The organism is Pseudomonas schmalbachii (genome assembly GCF_017589465.1).
Taxonomy (GTDB): Bacteria; Pseudomonadota; Gammaproteobacteria; order Pseudomonadales; family Pseudomonadaceae; genus Pseudomonas; species Pseudomonas schmalbachii.
On the sequence record NZ_JAELYA010000009.1, the window covers coordinates 1 to 16,725 of the forward strand.

Here is a 16,725-nt window from a genome sequence, read left to right on the forward strand (position 1 = left end):
TGCTTGACGACCATAGAGCGTTGGAACCACCTGATCCCATCCCGAACTCAGTAGTGAAACGACGCATCGCCGATGGTAGTGTGGGGTCTCCCCATGTGAGAGTAGGTCATCGTCAAGCACCTATCCCAAAACCCCTGGTCAGCAATGACCGGGGGTTTTGCTTTTGCGCGCGGGAAAGTAGGCGAGCAGTCTCAGAAAATCCAGGCATTACCGGCGTCAAAGGAACTGAACGCCGTCGATGAACGGTGCTCTCATCTACAATTGCGATAAACGCGAGTGAGCCAATCCATGTCTGAACTCGAGAGTGGTGCCCTGAAGGACCTGCCGCTGGAGGAACTTGTCGCCTGCCATGAGTGCGATCTGCTCATGCGGCGGCAGCATCTGGAGCCGGGACACAAGGCTGCATGCCCACGTTGCGGCTACGAACTGGAGGCGCATCGCCTGCACATGGTCAAGCGCTGCCTGGCCCTGGTCATTACCGCTCTCCTGCTTTATATCCCGGCGAATTTCCTGCCGATCATGCATATCACTATCCTTGGTCAGACCAGCACCGATACGGTCTGGGGCGGCGTCCAGGGGTTGTATAGCTCGGATATGAAGGGCGTAGGGCTCCTGGTGTTCCTTTGCAGCATGGTGATCCCCCTGGCGAAGCTGCTATGCCAGCTGTTCGTGCTGTTGACCGTGCAGTTGGGTGTCGGGCGTCAACTGGGGATGTTGCTGCATCGCGGCTATCACCACTTGCGTGAGTGGGGAATGCTCGAGGTCTATTTCATGGGCATCCTGGTTTCCATCGTCAAGCTGATGGATCTTGCCGAGCTGCATGTCGGGGTAGGGATGGCCTGCTTCATTGCATTGCTCTTCGCCCAGGTATGGCTGGAAGTGACCATGTCGGACCACCAGATCTGGCACGCGTTGTCCGAGGAGGCCGACGATGCGGGCCATTGACGCGGGAATCCTGATCTGCGGCGAGTGCCACCAGCTCAACCGGCTGACCGGTGATGAACCGGTGCATTGCAGCCGCTGCGGGGCAGTGGTGCATGATCGACGACCGAACAGTATCGCCCGTACCTGGGCTCTGCTGATCACGGCGGCGATCCTCTATATCCCCGCCAATCTCCTGCCGATCATGACAGTCAACTTCCTGGGTAGCGGAATTCCCTCGACCATCATGGAAGGCGTGACCGAACTGATCCATGCCGACATGATCCCCATTGCCGCAGTGGTGTTCATCGCCAGCATCGTGGTACCTACTTTCAAGCTGGTGGGAATTACCCTGCTGCTGTACTCCGTCCAGCGGCATCAGCCGATGTCCGCCAAACAGCGCATTGTGATGTACCGCTTCATCGAATGGATCGGGCGCTGGTCGATGCTGGATATCTTCGTCATCGCCACGCTCGTGGCGCTGGTGAGATTCGGCAACCTAGCCACCATCGAGGCGGGCCCCGGTGCCGCCGCATTCGCCACTGTGGTTGTGCTCACCATGCTGGCTGCAGTGACTTTCGATCCCAGGCTGATCTGGGACAACACGGACATGGATGAAAACGATGACTGACTTGCCCACCCCGAAGACTCGCAAGACATCGAACTGGTCGGCTATCTGGATTCTGCCGCTGATAGCCCTGGCGATCGGCGGATGGCTGGCCTGGAAGGCATACAGCGAGGCGGGAGTGGACATCAAGGTGCACTTCGAAAGCGGCGAAGGCATCCAAGTGAACAAGACCGAGGTGATCTACAAGGGGATTGCCGTCGGCAAGGTGACCGACCTGCATGTCACCACCGATGTGAAGGGTGTGGTGGCGACCATCGAGATGCGCAAGGAAGCCGCGCCGTACCTGAGCGACCAGACCCGCTTCTGGCTGGTGAAGCCGCAGGTTTCCCTGGCCGGTGTGACCGGGCTGGAAACCCTGGTATCCGGCAACTACATCGCCATCGAACCCGCGAAAGGGCCGCTGCAGACCGAATACACGGCGCTCCCGGAGCCGCCGCCGATGTCCGATGCGCTGCCCGGCCTGCACCTGACTCTCACGGCCGAGCGCCTGGGGTCTCTGGAGCGGGGCAGTCCGGTGTACTACCGACAGATCAAGGTCGGCCAGGTGAAGAGCTATCAACTGGCGGAGGATCAGAAGACCATCGAAGTGAAGGTCCACATCGAGGAGGCCTATGCCAACCTGGTGCGCAAGCACACGCGTTTCTGGAATGCCAGCGGCATCAGCCTCACGGGCGGGTTGTCGGGATTGAAGCTGCGCACCGAGTCGATGGCCAGCATCATTTCCGGCGGCATCGCCTTCGCCACGCCGGATCGCTACACGGACAGCCCGCCTACCGATCCGACCAAGCCATTCCGCCTGTACGAGGATTTCGATGCGGCGCAGGCAGGCATCACCGTTAACCTCAAGGTGACGGATATCAGCGGCCTGAATCCCGGAACGACTCCGGTAATCTTCAACGGTGTGCAGGTCGGTACGGTCAAGAGCCTCGACATGGACAAGGACTTCAGCAGCGCCACAGCCGTTCTGTCCATGGACCCCCGGACGGAAGACTTCCTCAATGCCAACACCGAGTTTTGGGTGGTCAAACCGAGCATTTCCCTGGCGGGCATTACCGGGCTTGAAGCGCTGGTGAAGGGTAACTACATCGGCGTGCGCTTCTCCTCGGAGGGCGCTCCATCGCGCGATTTCGTCATTCGACCGAAGGCGCCACCGCTCAATCTGAATGCGCCGGGCCTGCATCTGGTCCTGACCAGCGACAAGCTGGGTTCGCTGGAGATCGGCACGCCAATTCTCTACCGCCAGGTGAAAGTCGGCAGTGTGCAGAGTTATCAGTTGTCCCGTGACCGGCAACGGGTGGTAATCGGCGTGCATATCGAGCCGGAGTATGCCCATCTGGTGAATACCTCGACACGCTTCTGGAATGTCAGCGGCATCACCCTGACCGGCAACCTGAGTGGCATTCAGGTAAAAAGTGAGTCGCTGCAGACCTTGATTGCCGGCGGTATCTCCTTCGATACGCCCGATCCCAAGGCGGCTCCCGTCACCAAGGTGCGCCGCTTCGTCCTTTACGACAAGGAAGAGTCGGCCTGGGCCAAGGGCACGATCCTGGAGATCTGCGCCCCGACGGCTGACGGCTTGAGCGTGGGGGCACCGATTCGCTTCAAGGGGCTGGAGGTCGGCAAGGTCGAAGACATCAGCCTGGCAAAGGATCTCTCGGGTGTGGTGATGAAAGCGCGAATCACCAAGGCACAGGACCTGATCGCCAGCCAGGGCAGCCGGTTCTGGGCGGTCAAGCCGGAAGTCGGGCTATCAGGCGTGGCGAATCTGGGCACTTTGGTCAGCGGCCAGTATATCGAGGTACTTCCGGCCTCGAAGCCAGGGACGCGGAGGACGCATTTCGATCTGCTGGATTCGCCGCCCAACCTGCTTCCCAGCGAGAAAGGCCTGCATCTGGTGCTCAGCGCGGCCCGGCGTGGCTCGCTGAAACCGGGTGTGCCGGTGACCTACCGTGAAATCCAGGTCGGCAAGGTGACGTCGTTTGAGCTGGGGCAGCAGGGCGATCGTGTGCTGGTCCACATCGTGATCGAGCCGCGTTATGCACCGCTGGTGCGTACCGGCAGCCGCTTCTGGAACACCAGTGGCGTGGGCGTCGACGCCAGCCTGTTCAAGGGCGTGAAGCTGCGTACCGAGTCGATCGAGACCATCCTCGCGGGCGGTGTCGCCTTCGCTACGCCGAACAATGCGCAGATGGGCGAGTTGGCCAGGTCGGGGCAGACCTTTGCGCTGTTCGACGAGGCCAACGATGAATGGCTGGATTGGGCGCCGAAGATCCAGTTGGGGGCCAAGTAGTAGGGCGGGTGCAACCCGCCATCCGGGAACATGCATGGCGGGTTTCACCCGCCTTACGCTGAAACGACGAGGGCCGCGATTGCGGCCCTCGTTGTTTACGCCAGTTCGGCGCTTTCCTCTGCTGCAGCCTTGACCGCTGCCTGCTCCGGCTCGCGACGGCGGATGTACTTCCAGTCTGCCTCGTCGATATAGATACCGTTCGGGCCATTGCCGCCTTCCAGGTCGATCGCCACCTGCGCCGAAACCTGCGGCTTCACGCTGGCCAGGATCGGCACGAAGCCCAGCTGCAGGCTGGTCTCCAGTAGCGCGGCCTGGTTGCGTTCGTCGATGTCCGCCGCCTCGTCGAGGTAGTAGGGCAGGCGCACGCGGCCGGCCTGCTCGCGGTCCATCAGGTGCAGCAACAGGTACATGTTGGTCAGCGCCTTGATGGTCATGGTGGTGCCGTTGGAGGCGGCGCCGTCGATGTCGGTGTGGACGATCGGCTGGCCGCCTACCTTGGTGATCTCGAAGGCCAGTTCGAACAGTTCCTTCAGGCCCAACTGGTTGTTGTTGGCCGCCACCAGGCGCGACAGGTAGTCCTTGGCTTCCTCGTTCTTCGCATCCTGCTCGGCGCCCTGGGTCAGGTCGAACACCGAGAGATTCTCGCCTTCCTCGTACTGGCCGGCGCTGTGGATGATCTGGTCGATGTGCTTGAGCGCCTCGCGGTTCGGTGCCAGCACGATGCGGAAGCTCTGCAGGTTGGAAACCTGGCGACGGTTGATCTCGCGGTTGAAAAGCGCCAGTTGGTGCTCGAGATTGTCGTAGTCGCTGCGGATGTTGCGCAGGGTCCGGGCGATATCGGTCACCGCCGCGCGACGCGCCTTGGCCAGGGTCAGCGCCTCGTCCTGGCGATGCGCGTAAGCGTTGATCAGTAACTGCAGGCGGCGCTCCGGGTCGTCCTCGCTGTCGAACTTGGCTACGCCCTTCAGGCGCACCTGTGCATAAAGCGCCTCGATCTGGCCGTCGATGCGCTGCAGTTGCTGCCAGGTGTCCTGGTAGTCGTTGAGCAGCGGCAGCAGGTTGTCCATGGAGTCATCGACCGGGTCCATGAACGGTGTGCCGAACGGCAGATCGGCTGGCAGCAGCTGGCGGCGGCGCAGGGCGTCGTCGAGCGTGCGCTGCTTGGCTTCCAGGTCGGCCAGTTGGCGGCCGACCAGTTGCAGCTTGGCGGAGAGCTGCTGGACGCGCTCGGTGAAGGCATCGGCGGAGCGCTTCAGTTCATCCTGGGCGGCTTCCGACTGGGCGAGTTGCTCCAGCTTGGCCGACTCTTCGGCGGCGAGGGTCTGGCTGCGGCGGAAGTCTTCCAGCGCCTTCTGCGCATCCAGCACGTCCTGATACAGCTTGTCCGCTTGCGCCTTGCTCGCGCCGCGGTCGGCGGCCACGCTCTGCTGGGCCTTGAGCTGCTTGAGCTCCTTCTCCAGGCGCTCCTTCTGGTCGCGCAGGGCGGCGCGGTCGGCCAGGGCCTGCAACGCCGGCGGTTCGATATGGCTGAGGTCGATGGACAGGCCGGGTGCTTCGAAGTGCTCGCCCTTGAAACCGTCGAGGATCTTCTCGACGCTGGCGACCCACTGGCCGTCCTCGTCCAGCTGCACGCCTTTCTCGCCCAGCGGCAGGCTGAACAGGGCGCCGTTGAACAGGCGCATCAGGCGCTCCACATCCTGCTGCGAGAATTCCTCGCGCAGACGGGCGTAGCTGTTGTTGTCGGCGTGTTCGAGCTGCTGGCGAACGCCCTTCAGGCGCTTCTCCAGGTCGCGCACGCGCTCGTCGAGGTCCTCGCTGGAGAACTGCCGGGAGTGCGCCAGGGCGCCGGCCAGTTCGTCGTGGGCATCCTTGGCGGCGAGCAATTGCTGCTCCAGCACCTTGGCGTCCTCGATCAGGGCGAAACGGTTCTTCAGCACTGCCAGCTCGCCGAGCCAGCGCTGGATTTCGCTGATCTCGCGCTCCAGGCGCATCAGCTCCTGGGTGCTGCCGCGCTGTTCGTTCTGCAGGCCGTCCTGCTCGCGGCGATAGTGTTCGGCCTGGATCACCAGCTCTTCCTTGCGCGCGCCCGAGTAGTCTTCCCAGGTGCCGAGCAGGCTGTCGAGCAGCGGTGACAGGCGATGCATCTTGCCCCGCAGGAATTCGCGCTGGGATACGCCATTGGCCAGCGCCTCGACCAGCGGACCGGCGGCGACCAGCGCCTGGTAATCGCCTTCCATGCGGCGTACGTCGCGGAAGGCCTCTTCGCAGGCGGCGATGTAGTCGACGCTGCCGGAGCGCAGGCTGTGCTCGAAGGCGTCGAGGAACAGCTGCTTCAGCTTGGCCGCGGTGATCTCGCGCATGTGCAGCAGGTTGATGAACAGCGCGCGGAAGGTCTTCAGGCTCTGCTCGCTGGTGGAGCGCAGCGGGATCAGGGTCAGGTCCAGCGGGATCGAGGTGTGGCCGCCGACCAGCAGGCGGCGCAGCTCGTCCGGCTTCAGCTCGTATGACTTGATACCGGCACGTTCGAGGTTGGCGTAGAGCTCGCGCAGACGCAGGCAGGTGCCATTCTTCTGGTAATGCTCCAGGTCCAGTTCGCCCTGGTAGGCGAAGAACTGGTGGCCGAAACCGCCGCCCGGGCCGCGGCCGCCGACGCCGATCACATGGCGGCCGTGGGGCAGTTCCAGCTCGATGAGGATGTAGCTGGTGTCGGTGGCGAAGTAGAACTTGCGCGAGGCTTCCAGGCTGTACTTGCCGAAGCTCATGTCCGACATGCGCGCGAGGATGGGGAACTGCAGCGCGTTGATCGACGCCGACTTGCCGAGGTTGTTGGCGCCGTAGACCGACAGCGGCTGCTCCAGCGGGAAGATGCCGAGGCTGTAGCCGGCGGTGTTGAGCAGGGCGAAGCGGCGGATTCCGTAGCGTTCCTGGGTCATTCCTGTGTCTCCAGCTCGGCCTGTTCTTCGGCAATGGCGCGGGCGAGGGCGTCGTCCTCGCTTTCCTCGGTATCGTCAGCGATGTCGACCGGCATCAGCGGGGCGTCGTCCTCTTCCTGCAATGCCGGAGCGACCAGGTCGCCGACGTGCAGGCTGGCGGCGAGGTCGCGGTCCTGCTGCACCGACAGGCAGACATCGAGGAAGCGGTGGATCGGCGGCAGGAAGCGGTACACGCCGTTGTCCTCGGCGGCGAAGCCAAGCTGGGTCATGCGGCGCATGACTTTCTCTTCCAGCTCTTCCTGGGTCTGCACTTCGGCCTGGAGGAACAGGTCGCGGTACTTCTCCAGCAGCGGCGGCAGTTCGTCGCGGCCGAGGCTGCCGCCGTCGAGCACGGCGAGCGGGTCGCGGCCCTGGTCGGCGAGGTGTTCGACCAGAATGAAGGTGAACAGCGCCAGGCGCTGGGCGGTCTTGTTCACCTGCGCGCCGATCTGCTCGGGGACGAAGTAGTAGAAGCCGCGGGTATCGCAGACCAGCTCGAAGCCCAGCGCGCGGAACAGCGTGCGGTACTGGTCCTGCTGGTTGGACAGCTGGGAGTACAGCTCGGGGTCGCGGCGGCTGATGTGAAAGCCCTTGAACAGCTCGCGGAAGATCGGCGCGAGATGGGAGAGTTCTTTGAGGTCGATGTTCATGCGGTCACTCGCAGAGAATCGTAGGACGGATGGCCGCCCCGTGGAAAACCGTGAAGCGTTTGCCACCGGAATTTTTCAGGCGCTGGATGGTGGACGAGCAGAGCGTTGTCCACCCTACGTTCGGTTCAGGCATGTTCGGGACTGACCAGCGTGTAGGAGCACAGGTTCAGCCGGTGCTCGCGGGTGAGGTATTCGCGGCGCTCCAGGCGCTCGCGCTGGAAGCGGCCGTCGCGCGACAGTCGCGAGAACCAGTAGAGCAGCTCGTCGGTGGCGCCTTCCGGCTCCTGTTCGAGCAGCCAGAGCATCAGGTCCGGCAGCGGCAGGGCGGCCTGGCAGCGGTCGAGCATTTCCCGCGCCGTGCGTGGCGCGCGTTGCGGGCCGTCGCTCTTGCGCGAGCCACTGGCCTTGGGGAAGTGCGCCGGTTTCGGCTGGAAGCGTGCCAGGGCGAAGACGTAGCTCTCCACCTGCGAGGCGGTGCCGAGGAAGTTGCTCTGCGGCCGGGTGAACAGCGGCAGCGCCGCCTGCGGTACGGCGTCCAGGCCCTTGCGGCGGATCAGCGACAGGGCCAGGGCGGCGCCGCGGGTGATCGCGTTGTGCCGGCGCGCTTCCTCGCGCAGCGGCAGCAGCAGCTCGCGGGCGCGGCGCAGGGTGAGCTGGGCGGTGGTCTGCATTTCCAGGATGCGCGCGTGGGTGCGCAGCAGCAGGTCGTCGTCCACCAGTTGGCCGAGGCGCGCCTGTTCGCCGAGCAGGCGCAGCAGGACCTGCTCGACGCGTCGCACGCCCTGCTCGAAGGCGCCGTCGGCGCTGACCAGTTGGATCATCGGCTCGACGTATTCGTCCCAGGTCGCCAGGACCTCGGCATAGCGCTGGCGCAGGGGAATCTGCCGGTCGCTGGTCTTGGCCCGCTCGGCCACGGCGATCAGTGCCTGCTCGTCGTTGGCCAGCTTCTTCAGCACGTCGCGCACGCGCATGTCGAGCAGACGCAGTTGCCGCGCCAGGTCGTTGCCGTCGCGCACTTCGAAGGCGTCGCGGATGTAGCCGGCCAGACGCTCCAGATGGCGCAGGTAGGCCTCGATCTCCAGGCACAGGCCGAGGCGGTGCTCGTGGCGCAGGTAGGCGAGGAAGTCGTGGATCTGTGCGTTGAGTTCGAAGCGGTTGGGACTCTTGGCCACCGGGACCAGGATATCCAGGCGAATCCACTGGTCGAGGAGGGCGGTGACGTCCGCCGGAGTGCTGTCCGGCAACTGCGCGCTCAGTTGGTTGCGCAGTTCCACCAGGCCCAGGGTGCCGCTGTCGAAGCGCTCGCACAGCGGTTCGAGCAGGGGCCAGTGTTCGGCAAGGGCACGCAATACGCGTCTGGGGTCGATCATCGGGAAGCTGCCATCCATGCCAAGGACAAAGAAAAGGGGCGATTGTACTGCAAAGGTTTTGCCTTGGCCGACCAGGTGACGAAACGCGGCAGTTTGCGACAGCGCGACCTGGGCGGTGTGATGCAGATCACGGGAAAATGGGGCTAACTGCCTGAAATTCCTGGCATGTTTTCTGCGAGAAGGTCTTGTCGCACTGTGAACGACCGCCATGACCTACGATGCCGCCCTCGCCACAGCCCGCTGGGCTGAGCTGGAATGCCTGAACGATCTCGACTGGGATCTGGATGCCATCACCGATCGCAGCGAAGCGATCGCTTTCCTGCGGCGCTTCGAAAGCCGGTTGTGCATCTACTCGCCCTACGTCTCGACGCTGTATAGCGACTACAGCTTCGTGATCCCGGAAAGCCATGGCGCCGGCATCACCATCCTGCCCAACGAACAGGCCTGGTTCGGCACCTTCCATGACATCCCCGTCGATAGCGTGGAGCCGACCGGCATTCATATCCTGCCCGGCGAGATCATGGGCCGGCGCGGCCTCTATCTGCGGATTCCCGGGCGCAACCGGCTGGTGGCCTCCAGCGAAATGCCGTTCCAGGACGGGCTCAAGGTGCTGATCAACCGCTACCGCATGCGTGGCGAGCACTTCCTGCCGGTGCTGGTGAAGGGCGACCTGCGGGAATACGAAGCGCGTCTGCCGTCGCTGCATCTCCACCGCCTCAATCCGGCGCGGCTGGCGACTCGCTCGCGGGTCAACCTGGACGCCATCACCGGCACCATCGCCGAACGCCTGATCGGACTTTTTCGCCAGCCATAAGCGCCCCGATAGACTGCCTCTTCCGACCGGCCGTGGCCGATGGCCTTTCCGTATGGCGCGTTTCACGCGACAATTCGGCCTTGTCGTGATGCCGCCGAGCCAGGCGCATCCCTGTCCACAGGTACTTTCCGTTGATCGAAGAAGCCCGCCGCCGCGCCTATCTCGGCGCCATGCAGGTCGTCAGCTGGCTGCCGCGCGTGGCGCTGCCATTCGCCGCGCCTTCGCGTCCGGAGTTGCTCGAAGAGCCGGCGGTTGCAGTCGATGAGCCGGCTGCGGAGGTTGCCGCGCCTGTTGCCCCCCCGCGCAGCGAGGTCCAGGCTGTGCCGCGACCTGCTGCGGAGCGCCCGCCGATCCCGGTGGTGGTGCCCAGGCCCGCGGCGCAGCAGAAGAGTGCCCCGGCCGATACCGCCGAAGAGGCCAAGCCGCCGGTTGTCCGTGTACGGGCCGAACCGCCGCCGCGCTTCGCCCTGCAATTGCTGCGTGCCGGCGATTGTGCGCTGCTGGTCGAATTGCCCACCGGTGAACCGCTGGCCAGCCGCGATCCGGCCTACCTGCTGCTGAAGGATCTGCTGCGTGCCACCGGTCTTCCCGACAGCCCGCGACTGATCGGCGAGCCGGTGCGCTGGCCGCTGTTCGCCGGCGGCAATATGGACCAGGGACCGCAGGCTGCCCGCGAGTTCGTCCAGGGATTCGTCGCTGCGCGGCTGGAGGAGAGCGGACCTTGCTCCTGCCTGTGGCTGGTGGGGCTGCCGGCGGTGCGCTTCGCCGGCGAGGCCGACGCGGATGCGTTCCACCGCGAACTGCAGGTCGAGGGCCTGGGCGCTGCCTGGGCCGTTCCCGGCCTGGAAAGCCTGATCGAAGAGCCCTCTCTCAAGGCCGAACTCTGGCGCGCCATGCGCCGCGTGCGGCAACGCTGGATGAATCGCAGTAACGAAGCATGACTGATGCAATTTCCTTCCGCCCGATGACCGAGGCGGATCTCGAAGCCGTACTGAAGATCGAATATGCCGCTTTCAGCCACCCGTGGACGCGCGGCATCTTCCTCGATGGCCTGAAAAGCTACGATTGCTGGCTGATGTTCGAAGGCACCCAGCAGGTCGGCCACGGGGTGATCCAGATCATCCTCGACGAAGCGCACCTGCTGAACATCACCGTGAAGCCGGAAAGCCAGGGCCGCGGCCTTGGTTTGCGTCTGCTCGAACACCTGATGCAGCGTGCCGGCGAGCTGAAGGCGGCGGAGTGCTTCCTGGAAGTGCGCGAATCCAACCAGTCCGCCTATCGGCTCTATGAGCGCTATGGTTTCAACGAGATCGGCCGGCGGCGCGGTTATTACCCGGCGGTTGGCGGTCGTGAAGACGCACTGGTCATGGCCTGCACACTGGTCGACTGACGTCGCGCGTCATCCTGCCCGCTTTCAATATCCGGCGACCTTGCGTAAGTTCGCCTGCGAACTGGAGGAGCAAGCATGAGCGATCTGAAACAGCTGTTCGACAACAACGCGCGCTGGGCCGAGGCGATCAAACAGGAAGACCCGGACTTCTTCGCCAAACTGGCGAGCCAGCAGACCCCCGAGTACCTGTGGATCGGCTGTTCCGATGCCCGCGTACCGGCCAACGAGATCGTCGGCATGCTGCCTGGCGACCTGTTCGTCCACCGTAACGTCGCCAACGTCGTGTTGCACACCGACCTCAACTGTCTGTCGGTGATCCAGTACGCGGTGGACGTGCTCAAGGTGAAGCACATCCTGGTCACTGGCCACTATGGCTGCGGCGGTGTGCGCGCTTCCCTGCAGGACCGCCAGTTCGGCCTGATCGACGGCTGGCTGCGCACCATCCGGGACCTGGCCTACGAGTACCGCGACCACTTGAGCCAGTTCGCCAGCGAAGACGAGCGCGTCGACCGCCTCTGCGAGCTCAACGTGATCCAGCAGGTGGCCAACGTCAGCCATACCAGCATCGTGCAGAACGCCTGGCACCGCGGCCAGGAGCTGTCGGTGCATGGATGCGTCTATGGCATCAAGGACGGCATCTGGAAGAACCTCAACGTGACCGTCAGCGGCCTTGACCAGCTACCGCCGCAGTATCGCCTGCGACCGCCGGAACAGGTCTGAGCGGCACATTCCCGACGCCCAATGAAAAACGCCCCGGACATGCCGGGGCGTTTGCTTTGGAAGGCGCGGGGCTCAGTACTTGCCCTTCAGACCGTAGGTCTCGTCCAGCGTGCCGGGGGCATTGGCCGGTTTCGGCGCGTAGTCCTTCGGCATCTCGTTGTTGGCCGGCGGGGTGAGGCGCTCGCGGCGCTCATAGGTCTCGTCGGCGTGCAGGGCAGCGAGCAGGCGCTGCTTGGTCAATTCGTCGAGTGCCAGGCGCTGGGCGCCATCGGAAAGGTGTTCCTGGACGTCCTGGTAGCTCTGGGTGAGTTTTTTCACCAGGTTGGCGGTGGTGTTGAAATGCGTCGCCACTTCCTGCTGATAGCTGCTGAAGCGATCCTGCAGGTCATCCATCTGGCGTTGCATCTTGTTTGGAGCGGTATTGGGCATCAGGCGGGCAACCAGGAACCCGATGGCGCCCCCGATGATCAGGGTGAGTGCCGGCAGCAACCAGCTGGTGAGGGACTGTTCCACGCGAATCCTTCCTCTATAGACGGCTTTGCTTTACGTTAGCGGCTTGCACCTGTGCTTGTATACCGCGACATGAAATATCGCCGTCCGCGCAGGTATTGTGCTAGACGAGACGACCCGCGCCGGGGTCACGGAGCCGCTGTTTGACTACCCGCGAAATCCCCCTGTTCATCGATGGTCCCGACGGTCCGTTGGAAGCCCTCCACCTTGCCACTGCGGATGCCGCTGGCGTCGCGCTGATCTGCCATCCGCACCCGCTGTTCGCCGGCACCATGCAGAACAAGGTGGTGGCGACCCTGCAGCGTGCCGCGCGTGATGCCGGCTACGTGACGCTGCGCTTCAACTTCCGCGGTGTCGGCCAGAGTGCCGGCAGCTATGCCGACGGGCAGGGCGAGATCGACGATGCCCTGGCCGCGGCGCGCTGGCTGCAGGCGCAGCACCCCGGCCTTGCGCTGACGCTGATGGGCTTCTCGTTCGGCTCCTGCGTGGTCGGCAACGCTTCCGCGCGTCTGGAAGAGGAGGGCGTGGCGCTGGACCGGCTGTTCATGCTCGCGCCGCCGGTGGAGCGCTTCGATGTCGAGCTGGCGCATGATTGCCCGCTGACCGTGATCCAGCCGGAAGCCGACGAAGTGGTCACCCCCGAGCGGGTCTACGCCTGGAGCGCGGAGCTGGACAAGCCGCACGAGCTGCTGCGGATTCCCGAGTGCAGCCATTTCTTCCACGGCAAGCTGATCGAGCTGAAAGAGCTCCTGCAGTCGCGGCTCGCGCCCTGAGGCCTGCCGCGTTAACATCCGGGCCGCTAATTTTCCTGCGTTGAACACTGGTATCCCATGACGACTCGTATCCTGACCGGCATCACCACCACCGGCACGCCGCACCTCGGCAACTATGCCGGCGCGATTCGCCCGGCGATCATCGCCAGCCGCGATCCCCAGGCCGACTCCTTCTACTTCCTCGCCGACTATCACGCGCTGATCAAGTGCGATGACCCGGCGCGCATCCAGCGTTCGCGCCTGGAAATCGCCGCCACCTGGCTGGCTTGCGGTCTGGATACCGACAAGGCGACCTTCTATCGCCAGTCCGACATTCCGGAAATCCCCGAGCTGACCTGGCTGCTCACTTGCGTCAGCGCCAAGGGCCTGCTCAACCGCGCCCACGCCTACAAGGCCTCGGTGGACAAGAACGTCGAGGCCGGCGAAGACCCGGACGCCGGTGTGACCATGGGCCTGTACAGCTACCCGGTGCTGATGGCGGCGGACATCCTGATGTTCAACGCGCACAAGGTGCCGGTCGGCCGCGACCAGATCCAGCACGTGGAAATGGCCCGCGACATCGGCCAGCGCTTCAACCACCTGTTCGGTGCCGGCCGTGAGTTCTTCACCCTGCCCGAGGCGGTGATCGAGGAAGACGTGGCGACCCTGCCAGGCCTCGACGGGCGCAAGATGTCGAAGAGCTACGACAACACCATCCCGCTGTTCGGCAGCGCCAAGCAGCTGAAGGATGCCATCGCCCGCATCATCACCGACTCCCGCGCCCCGGGCGAGCCGAAGGACCCGGACAACTCGCACCTGTTCACCCTCTACCAGGCCTTCTCCACGCCGCAACAGCAGGCCGCCTTCCGCGCCGAACTGCTCGACGGCCTGGCCTGGGGCGAGGCCAAGCAGCGGCTGTTCGAGCTGCTCGACAACGAACTGGGCGAGGCGCGCGAGCGTTACCACGCGCTGATCGAGCGCCCGGCCGATCTGGAAGACATCCTGCTGGCCGGCGCCGCCAAGGCCCGCCGCATCGCCACGCCGTTCCTCGGCGAGCTGCGCGAGGCTGTGGGCCTGCGCTCGTTCCGCAGCGCGGTGCAGGGCGCCGATACTGGCAAGAAGAAAGCCGCCAAGGCCGCACGCTTCGTCAGCTTCCGCGAGGATGACGGCAGCTTCCGCTTCCGCCTGCTCGACGCGTCGGGTGAGCAACTGCTGCTGTCGAAAGGTTTCGCCGATGGCAAGGCCGCCGGCCAGGTCAGCAAGCGCCTGCAGGCCGGCGAGGAACTGGATCTGCGCGTCGACGGCAACGCCTTCGGCCTGTGGCTGGACGGCGAGGTAGTGGCGCAGAGCCCGTCCTTCGCCGATGCCGCGACCCGCGACACCGCCATCGAGCGTCTGCGCGCGGCCCTGGCGCCTCAGGAATAAGCTCAATTCACGGCCGGCGCGCTGCCGGCCAATTGCCAATCGACGGGGGCGCCGCTAAAGTGTTCGCCCCCGTTTTCGTTGCATTGCTATCGATCATGACGCCCCTTGAGCGCTATCAGGCTGACCTGAAACGTCCCGAATTCTTCTACGATGCGGCGCAAGAGAATGCCGTGAAACATCTGCAGCGCCTCTACGACGACCTCGTCGCAGCAGGCCAGAGCAAGCCTGGCCTGTTCGGCAAGCTGCTCGGCAAGAAATCCCAGGGCCCGGTCAAGGGTCTGTATTTCTGGGGCGGCGTCGGTCGCGGCAAGACCTATCTGGTCGACACCTTCTTCGATGCACTGCCGTTCAAGCAGAAGATGCGCACGCACTTCCACCGCTTCATGAAGCGCGTGCACGAGGAAATGAAAACCCTCAAGGGCGAGAAGAACCCGCTGACCATCATCGGCAAGCGCTTCGCCGACGAGGCGCGGGTGATCTGCTTCGATGAGTTCTTCGTTTCCGATATCACCGACGCGATGATCCTCGCCACCCTGCTCGAAGAGCTGTTCAAGAACGGCGTGAGCCTGGTCGCCACCTCCAACATCGTTCCGGACGGCCTGTACAAGGACGGCCTGCAGCGTGCGCGATTCCTGCCTGCCATCGCGCTGTTGAAGGAACATACCCATGTCGTCAACGTCGACAGCGGCGTGGATTACCGTCTGCGTGCGCTGGAGCAGGCGGAGCTGTATCACTGGCCGCTCGATGCCGAGGCCGAGCAGAGCCTGCGCAAGAGCTTCGGCAGCCTCCTGCCGGACTGCGTCCAGGCGGTGGAGGGCGAGGCGCTGATGATCGAGAATCGCGAGATTCGCTCCGTGCGCGTCTGCGAGGACGTCGCCTGGTTCGAGTTCCGCGAGCTGTGCGATGGTCCGCGCAGCCAGAACGACTACATCGAGCTGGCGAAGATCTTCCATGCCGTGCTGCTCGCCAACGTCGAGCAGATGGGCGTGACCAAGGACGACATGGCGCGCCGCTTCATCAACCTGGTGGACGAGTTCTACGATCGCAACGTCAAGCTGATCATCTCCGCCGAGGTCGAACTGAAGGATCTCTACACCGGCGGCCGCCTGGAGTTCGAATTCCAGCGCACCCTGAGCCGTCTGCTGGAAATGCAGTCCCACGAATACCTGGCGCGTCCGCACCGGGCATAATGGCGACACGGAAAAAGGGGCTGCAGTGCAGCCCCTTTTTCATTGCGCCTTGCTGGTCCGTGGTGGGCCTCAGCCCTCCGACTTCTGCACCTGGCGCCGGTAGTGGTGCGGCGACAGGCTCGTGTGCTGGCGGAACAGGCGGGCGAAGAAGCTCGCATCGTCGTAGCCAACCTCATAACTGATGGTCTTGATGCTCTTGCGCGTGGTCGCGAGCAGATTGCGCGCGGTTTCGATGCGCAGACGCTGCAGGTAGTGCAGGGGTTTGTCGCCGGTGGCGGCCTGGAAGCGGCGCATGAAGTTGCGGATGCTCATGCCGTGTTCCCGGGCGACGTCCTCGAAGCGGAACTTGTCCGCGTAATGTTCCTCCAGCCATTGCTGGACCTGCAGGATGGTCGGGTCGTGATGCAGCTTCTGCCCGCCGAAACCCAGGCGGCCCGGGGTATAGCTGCGCTGCACCTCGTACAGGATGTCGCGGGCCACGCCCTGCGCCACGCTGATCCCGCAGAAGCCTTCGATCACATGGATGAACACGTCGCGGGCCGAGGTGTTGCCGCAGGTGCTGAAGATGTTGTCGACGTCGACGATGTGCTTTTCCTGGTTGAGTGCGATCTTCGGATAGCGCTGGGCGAATTCGCGGAAGAAGCGCCAGTAGGTAGTCGCCTCCTTGCCGTCGAGCAGGCCGGCCTGGGCCAGCCAGAACACTCCGGAAGCTTCGCCGCACAGTGTGCTGCCGCTGGCGTGGCGCTCGCGCAGCCAGGGCAGGACTTGCGGGTAAAGGCTGAGAAGGGTGTCGAAATCGCCCCAGAATGACGGCAAAATCACGATTTCCGCTTCATCCAGCGGCCCGTCGACGGCGATCTGGCCGCCGCTGAAACTGGTGACGGGTTGGCCGTCGGGGCTGACGATGCGTGTCTCGAAGCTCGGCACAAGGCCAAGGCCTTGCTGCCTCCCATGGCGCAGGCTGGCCATGTGGAAGAAGTCCTTGGCCTGCATCAGGGTGGAGGCGAATACCCCATTGGTCGCGAGGATGCTGACGCGTTGCAGCTTCCTGGGCGCTTGGCTGTGCATCATTTTCTTGTACTTCTGCGGATTG

Annotated in this window: 15 protein-coding genes and 1 rRNA gene; 11 read left to right on the top strand and 5 right to left on the bottom strand. The window is 64.1% G+C overall.

The window, feature by feature from the left end; genetic code table 11:
• The first annotated feature begins 2 nt into the window (after window positions 1–2).
• The 4 genes from rrf (at window position 3) to JFY56_RS20455 (ending at window position 3,839) form a co-directional block, all read left to right on the top strand.
• A 5S ribosomal RNA gene (gene rrf / locus JFY56_RS20440) occupies window positions 3–118 on the top strand.
• 170 nt (window positions 119–288) lie between these two features.
• Entirely contained in the window at window positions 289–945 is a 657-nt protein-coding gene (locus JFY56_RS20445; RefSeq protein ID WP_208315948.1) for a paraquat-inducible protein A, read from the top strand.
• Window positions 932–1,552: a paraquat-inducible protein A gene (locus tag JFY56_RS20450; RefSeq protein ID WP_208315950.1), complete on the top strand. Its 621-nt coding sequence runs from the start codon at window positions 932–934 to the stop codon at window positions 1,550–1,552. Before JFY56_RS20445 ends, JFY56_RS20450 begins: the two co-directional genes overlap by 14 nt.
• Complete coding sequence (locus tag JFY56_RS20455; protein WP_208315952.1) at window positions 1,545–3,839, top strand: PqiB family protein; 2,295 nt, start codon at window positions 1,545–1,547, stop codon at window positions 3,837–3,839. Before JFY56_RS20450 ends, JFY56_RS20455 begins: the two co-directional genes overlap by 8 nt.
• A 95-nt stretch (window positions 3,840–3,934) precedes the next feature.
• Here JFY56_RS20455 and mksF read toward each other — a convergent pair whose 3' ends face one another.
• The 3 genes from mksF to mksB form a co-directional block, all read right to left on the bottom strand.
• Window positions 3,935–6,772, bottom strand: a complete 2,838-nt coding sequence (mksF, locus tag JFY56_RS20460; RefSeq protein WP_208315954.1) for an Mks condensin complex protein MksF — start codon at window positions 6,770–6,772, stop codon at window positions 3,935–3,937.
• Window positions 6,769–7,461, bottom strand: coding sequence for an Mks condensin complex protein MksE (gene mksE, locus JFY56_RS20465; protein WP_208315955.1), 693 nt, complete (start codon window positions 7,459–7,461; stop codon window positions 6,769–6,771). The genes mksF and mksE overlap by 4 nt, the downstream gene beginning before the upstream one ends.
• Before the next feature lie 125 nt (window positions 7,462–7,586).
• Window positions 7,587–8,831, bottom strand: coding sequence for an Mks condensin complex protein MksB (mksB, locus tag JFY56_RS20470; RefSeq protein WP_208315957.1), 1,245 nt, complete (start codon window positions 8,829–8,831; stop codon window positions 7,587–7,589).
• 208 nt (window positions 8,832–9,039) lie between these two features.
• On the opposite strand from mksB, the gene JFY56_RS20475 reads away from it, so the two are divergent.
• From JFY56_RS20475 to can, 4 genes are all read left to right on the top strand, one after another.
• On the top strand, window positions 9,040–9,645 hold the full coding sequence (locus JFY56_RS20475) for a hypothetical protein (RefSeq protein ID WP_208315959.1): 606 nt from the start codon (window positions 9,040–9,042) through the stop codon (window positions 9,643–9,645).
• Window positions 9,646–9,776: 131 nt separating this feature from the next.
• Complete coding sequence (locus JFY56_RS20480) at window positions 9,777–10,586, top strand: energy transducer TonB (RefSeq protein ID WP_208315961.1); 810 nt, start codon at window positions 9,777–9,779, stop codon at window positions 10,584–10,586.
• Window positions 10,583–11,035 (top strand): ribosomal protein S18-alanine N-acetyltransferase, encoded by a 453-nt coding sequence (gene rimI, locus JFY56_RS20485; RefSeq protein WP_208315969.1) that lies wholly within the window; start codon window positions 10,583–10,585, stop codon window positions 11,033–11,035. The genes JFY56_RS20480 and rimI overlap by 4 nt, the downstream gene beginning before the upstream one ends.
• A gap of 75 nt (window positions 11,036–11,110) precedes the next feature.
• The gene (can, locus tag JFY56_RS20490; RefSeq protein WP_208315970.1) at window positions 11,111–11,755 is read left to right on the top strand and encodes a carbonate dehydratase; all 645 of its coding nucleotides are present in this window, start codon (window positions 11,111–11,113) and stop codon (window positions 11,753–11,755) included.
• Between the two features lie 72 nt (window positions 11,756–11,827).
• On the opposite strand, the gene JFY56_RS20495 is transcribed toward can, so the two are convergent.
• Window positions 11,828–12,268 (bottom strand): YhcB family protein, encoded by a 441-nt coding sequence (locus JFY56_RS20495; RefSeq protein ID WP_208315972.1) that lies wholly within the window; start codon window positions 12,266–12,268, stop codon window positions 11,828–11,830.
• Between the two features lie 140 nt (window positions 12,269–12,408).
• Here JFY56_RS20495 and JFY56_RS20500 point away from each other — a divergent pair, with 140 nt between their 5' ends.
• The 3 genes from JFY56_RS20500 (at window position 12,409) to zapE (ending at window position 15,632) form a co-directional block, all read left to right on the top strand.
• The gene (locus tag JFY56_RS20500) at window positions 12,409–13,038 is read left to right on the top strand and encodes an alpha/beta hydrolase (RefSeq protein ID WP_208315974.1); all 630 of its coding nucleotides are present in this window, start codon (window positions 12,409–12,411) and stop codon (window positions 13,036–13,038) included.
• Window positions 13,039–13,095: 57 nt separating this feature from the next.
• Window positions 13,096–14,442, top strand: coding sequence for a tryptophan--tRNA ligase (locus tag JFY56_RS20505; protein ID WP_208315977.1), 1,347 nt, complete (start codon window positions 13,096–13,098; stop codon window positions 14,440–14,442).
• A gap of 95 nt (window positions 14,443–14,537) precedes the next feature.
• On the top strand, window positions 14,538–15,632 hold the full coding sequence (gene zapE, locus JFY56_RS20510) for a cell division protein ZapE (protein WP_208315979.1): 1,095 nt from the start codon (window positions 14,538–14,540) through the stop codon (window positions 15,630–15,632).
• Window positions 15,633–15,701: 69 nt separating this feature from the next.
• Here zapE and JFY56_RS20515 read toward each other — a convergent pair whose 3' ends face one another.
• Window positions 15,702–16,601: a GlxA family transcriptional regulator gene (locus JFY56_RS20515; protein WP_208316181.1), complete on the bottom strand. Its 900-nt coding sequence runs from the start codon at window positions 16,599–16,601 to the stop codon at window positions 15,702–15,704.
• Window positions 16,602–16,725: the final 124 nt, after the last annotated feature.

Bases quoted from the DNA above. Each gene is read 5' to 3' on its own strand.
- JFY56_RS20445 (WP_208315948.1), top strand. From the start codon at position 289: ATGTCTGAACTCGAGAGTGGTGCCCTGAAGGACCTGCCGCTGGAGGAA.
- JFY56_RS20450 (WP_208315950.1), top strand. From the start codon at position 932: ATGCGGGCCATTGACGCGGGAATCCTGATCTGCGGCGAGTGCCACCAG.
- JFY56_RS20455 (WP_208315952.1), top strand. From the start codon at position 1,545: ATGACTGACTTGCCCACCCCGAAGACTCGCAAGACATCGAACTGGTCG.
- mksF (WP_208315954.1), bottom strand. From the start codon at position 6,772: ATGACCCAGGAACGCTACGGAATCCGCCGCTTCGCCCTGCTCAACACC.
- mksE (WP_208315955.1), bottom strand. From the start codon at position 7,461: ATGAACATCGACCTCAAAGAACTCTCCCATCTCGCGCCGATCTTCCGC.
- mksB (WP_208315957.1), bottom strand. From the start codon at position 8,831: ATGATCGACCCCAGACGCGTATTGCGTGCCCTTGCCGAACACTGGCCC.
- JFY56_RS20475 (WP_208315959.1), top strand. From the start codon at position 9,040: ATGACCTACGATGCCGCCCTCGCCACAGCCCGCTGGGCTGAGCTGGAA.
- rimI (WP_208315969.1), top strand. From the start codon at position 10,583: ATGACTGATGCAATTTCCTTCCGCCCGATGACCGAGGCGGATCTCGAA.
- can (WP_208315970.1), top strand. From the start codon at position 11,111: ATGAGCGATCTGAAACAGCTGTTCGACAACAACGCGCGCTGGGCCGAG.
- JFY56_RS20505 (WP_208315977.1), top strand. From the start codon at position 13,096: ATGACGACTCGTATCCTGACCGGCATCACCACCACCGGCACGCCGCAC.
- zapE (WP_208315979.1), top strand. From the start codon at position 14,538: ATGACGCCCCTTGAGCGCTATCAGGCTGACCTGAAACGTCCCGAATTC.
- JFY56_RS20515 (WP_208316181.1), bottom strand. From the start codon at position 16,601: ATGGCCAGCCTGCGCCATGGGAGGCAGCAAGGCCTTGGCCTTGTGCCG.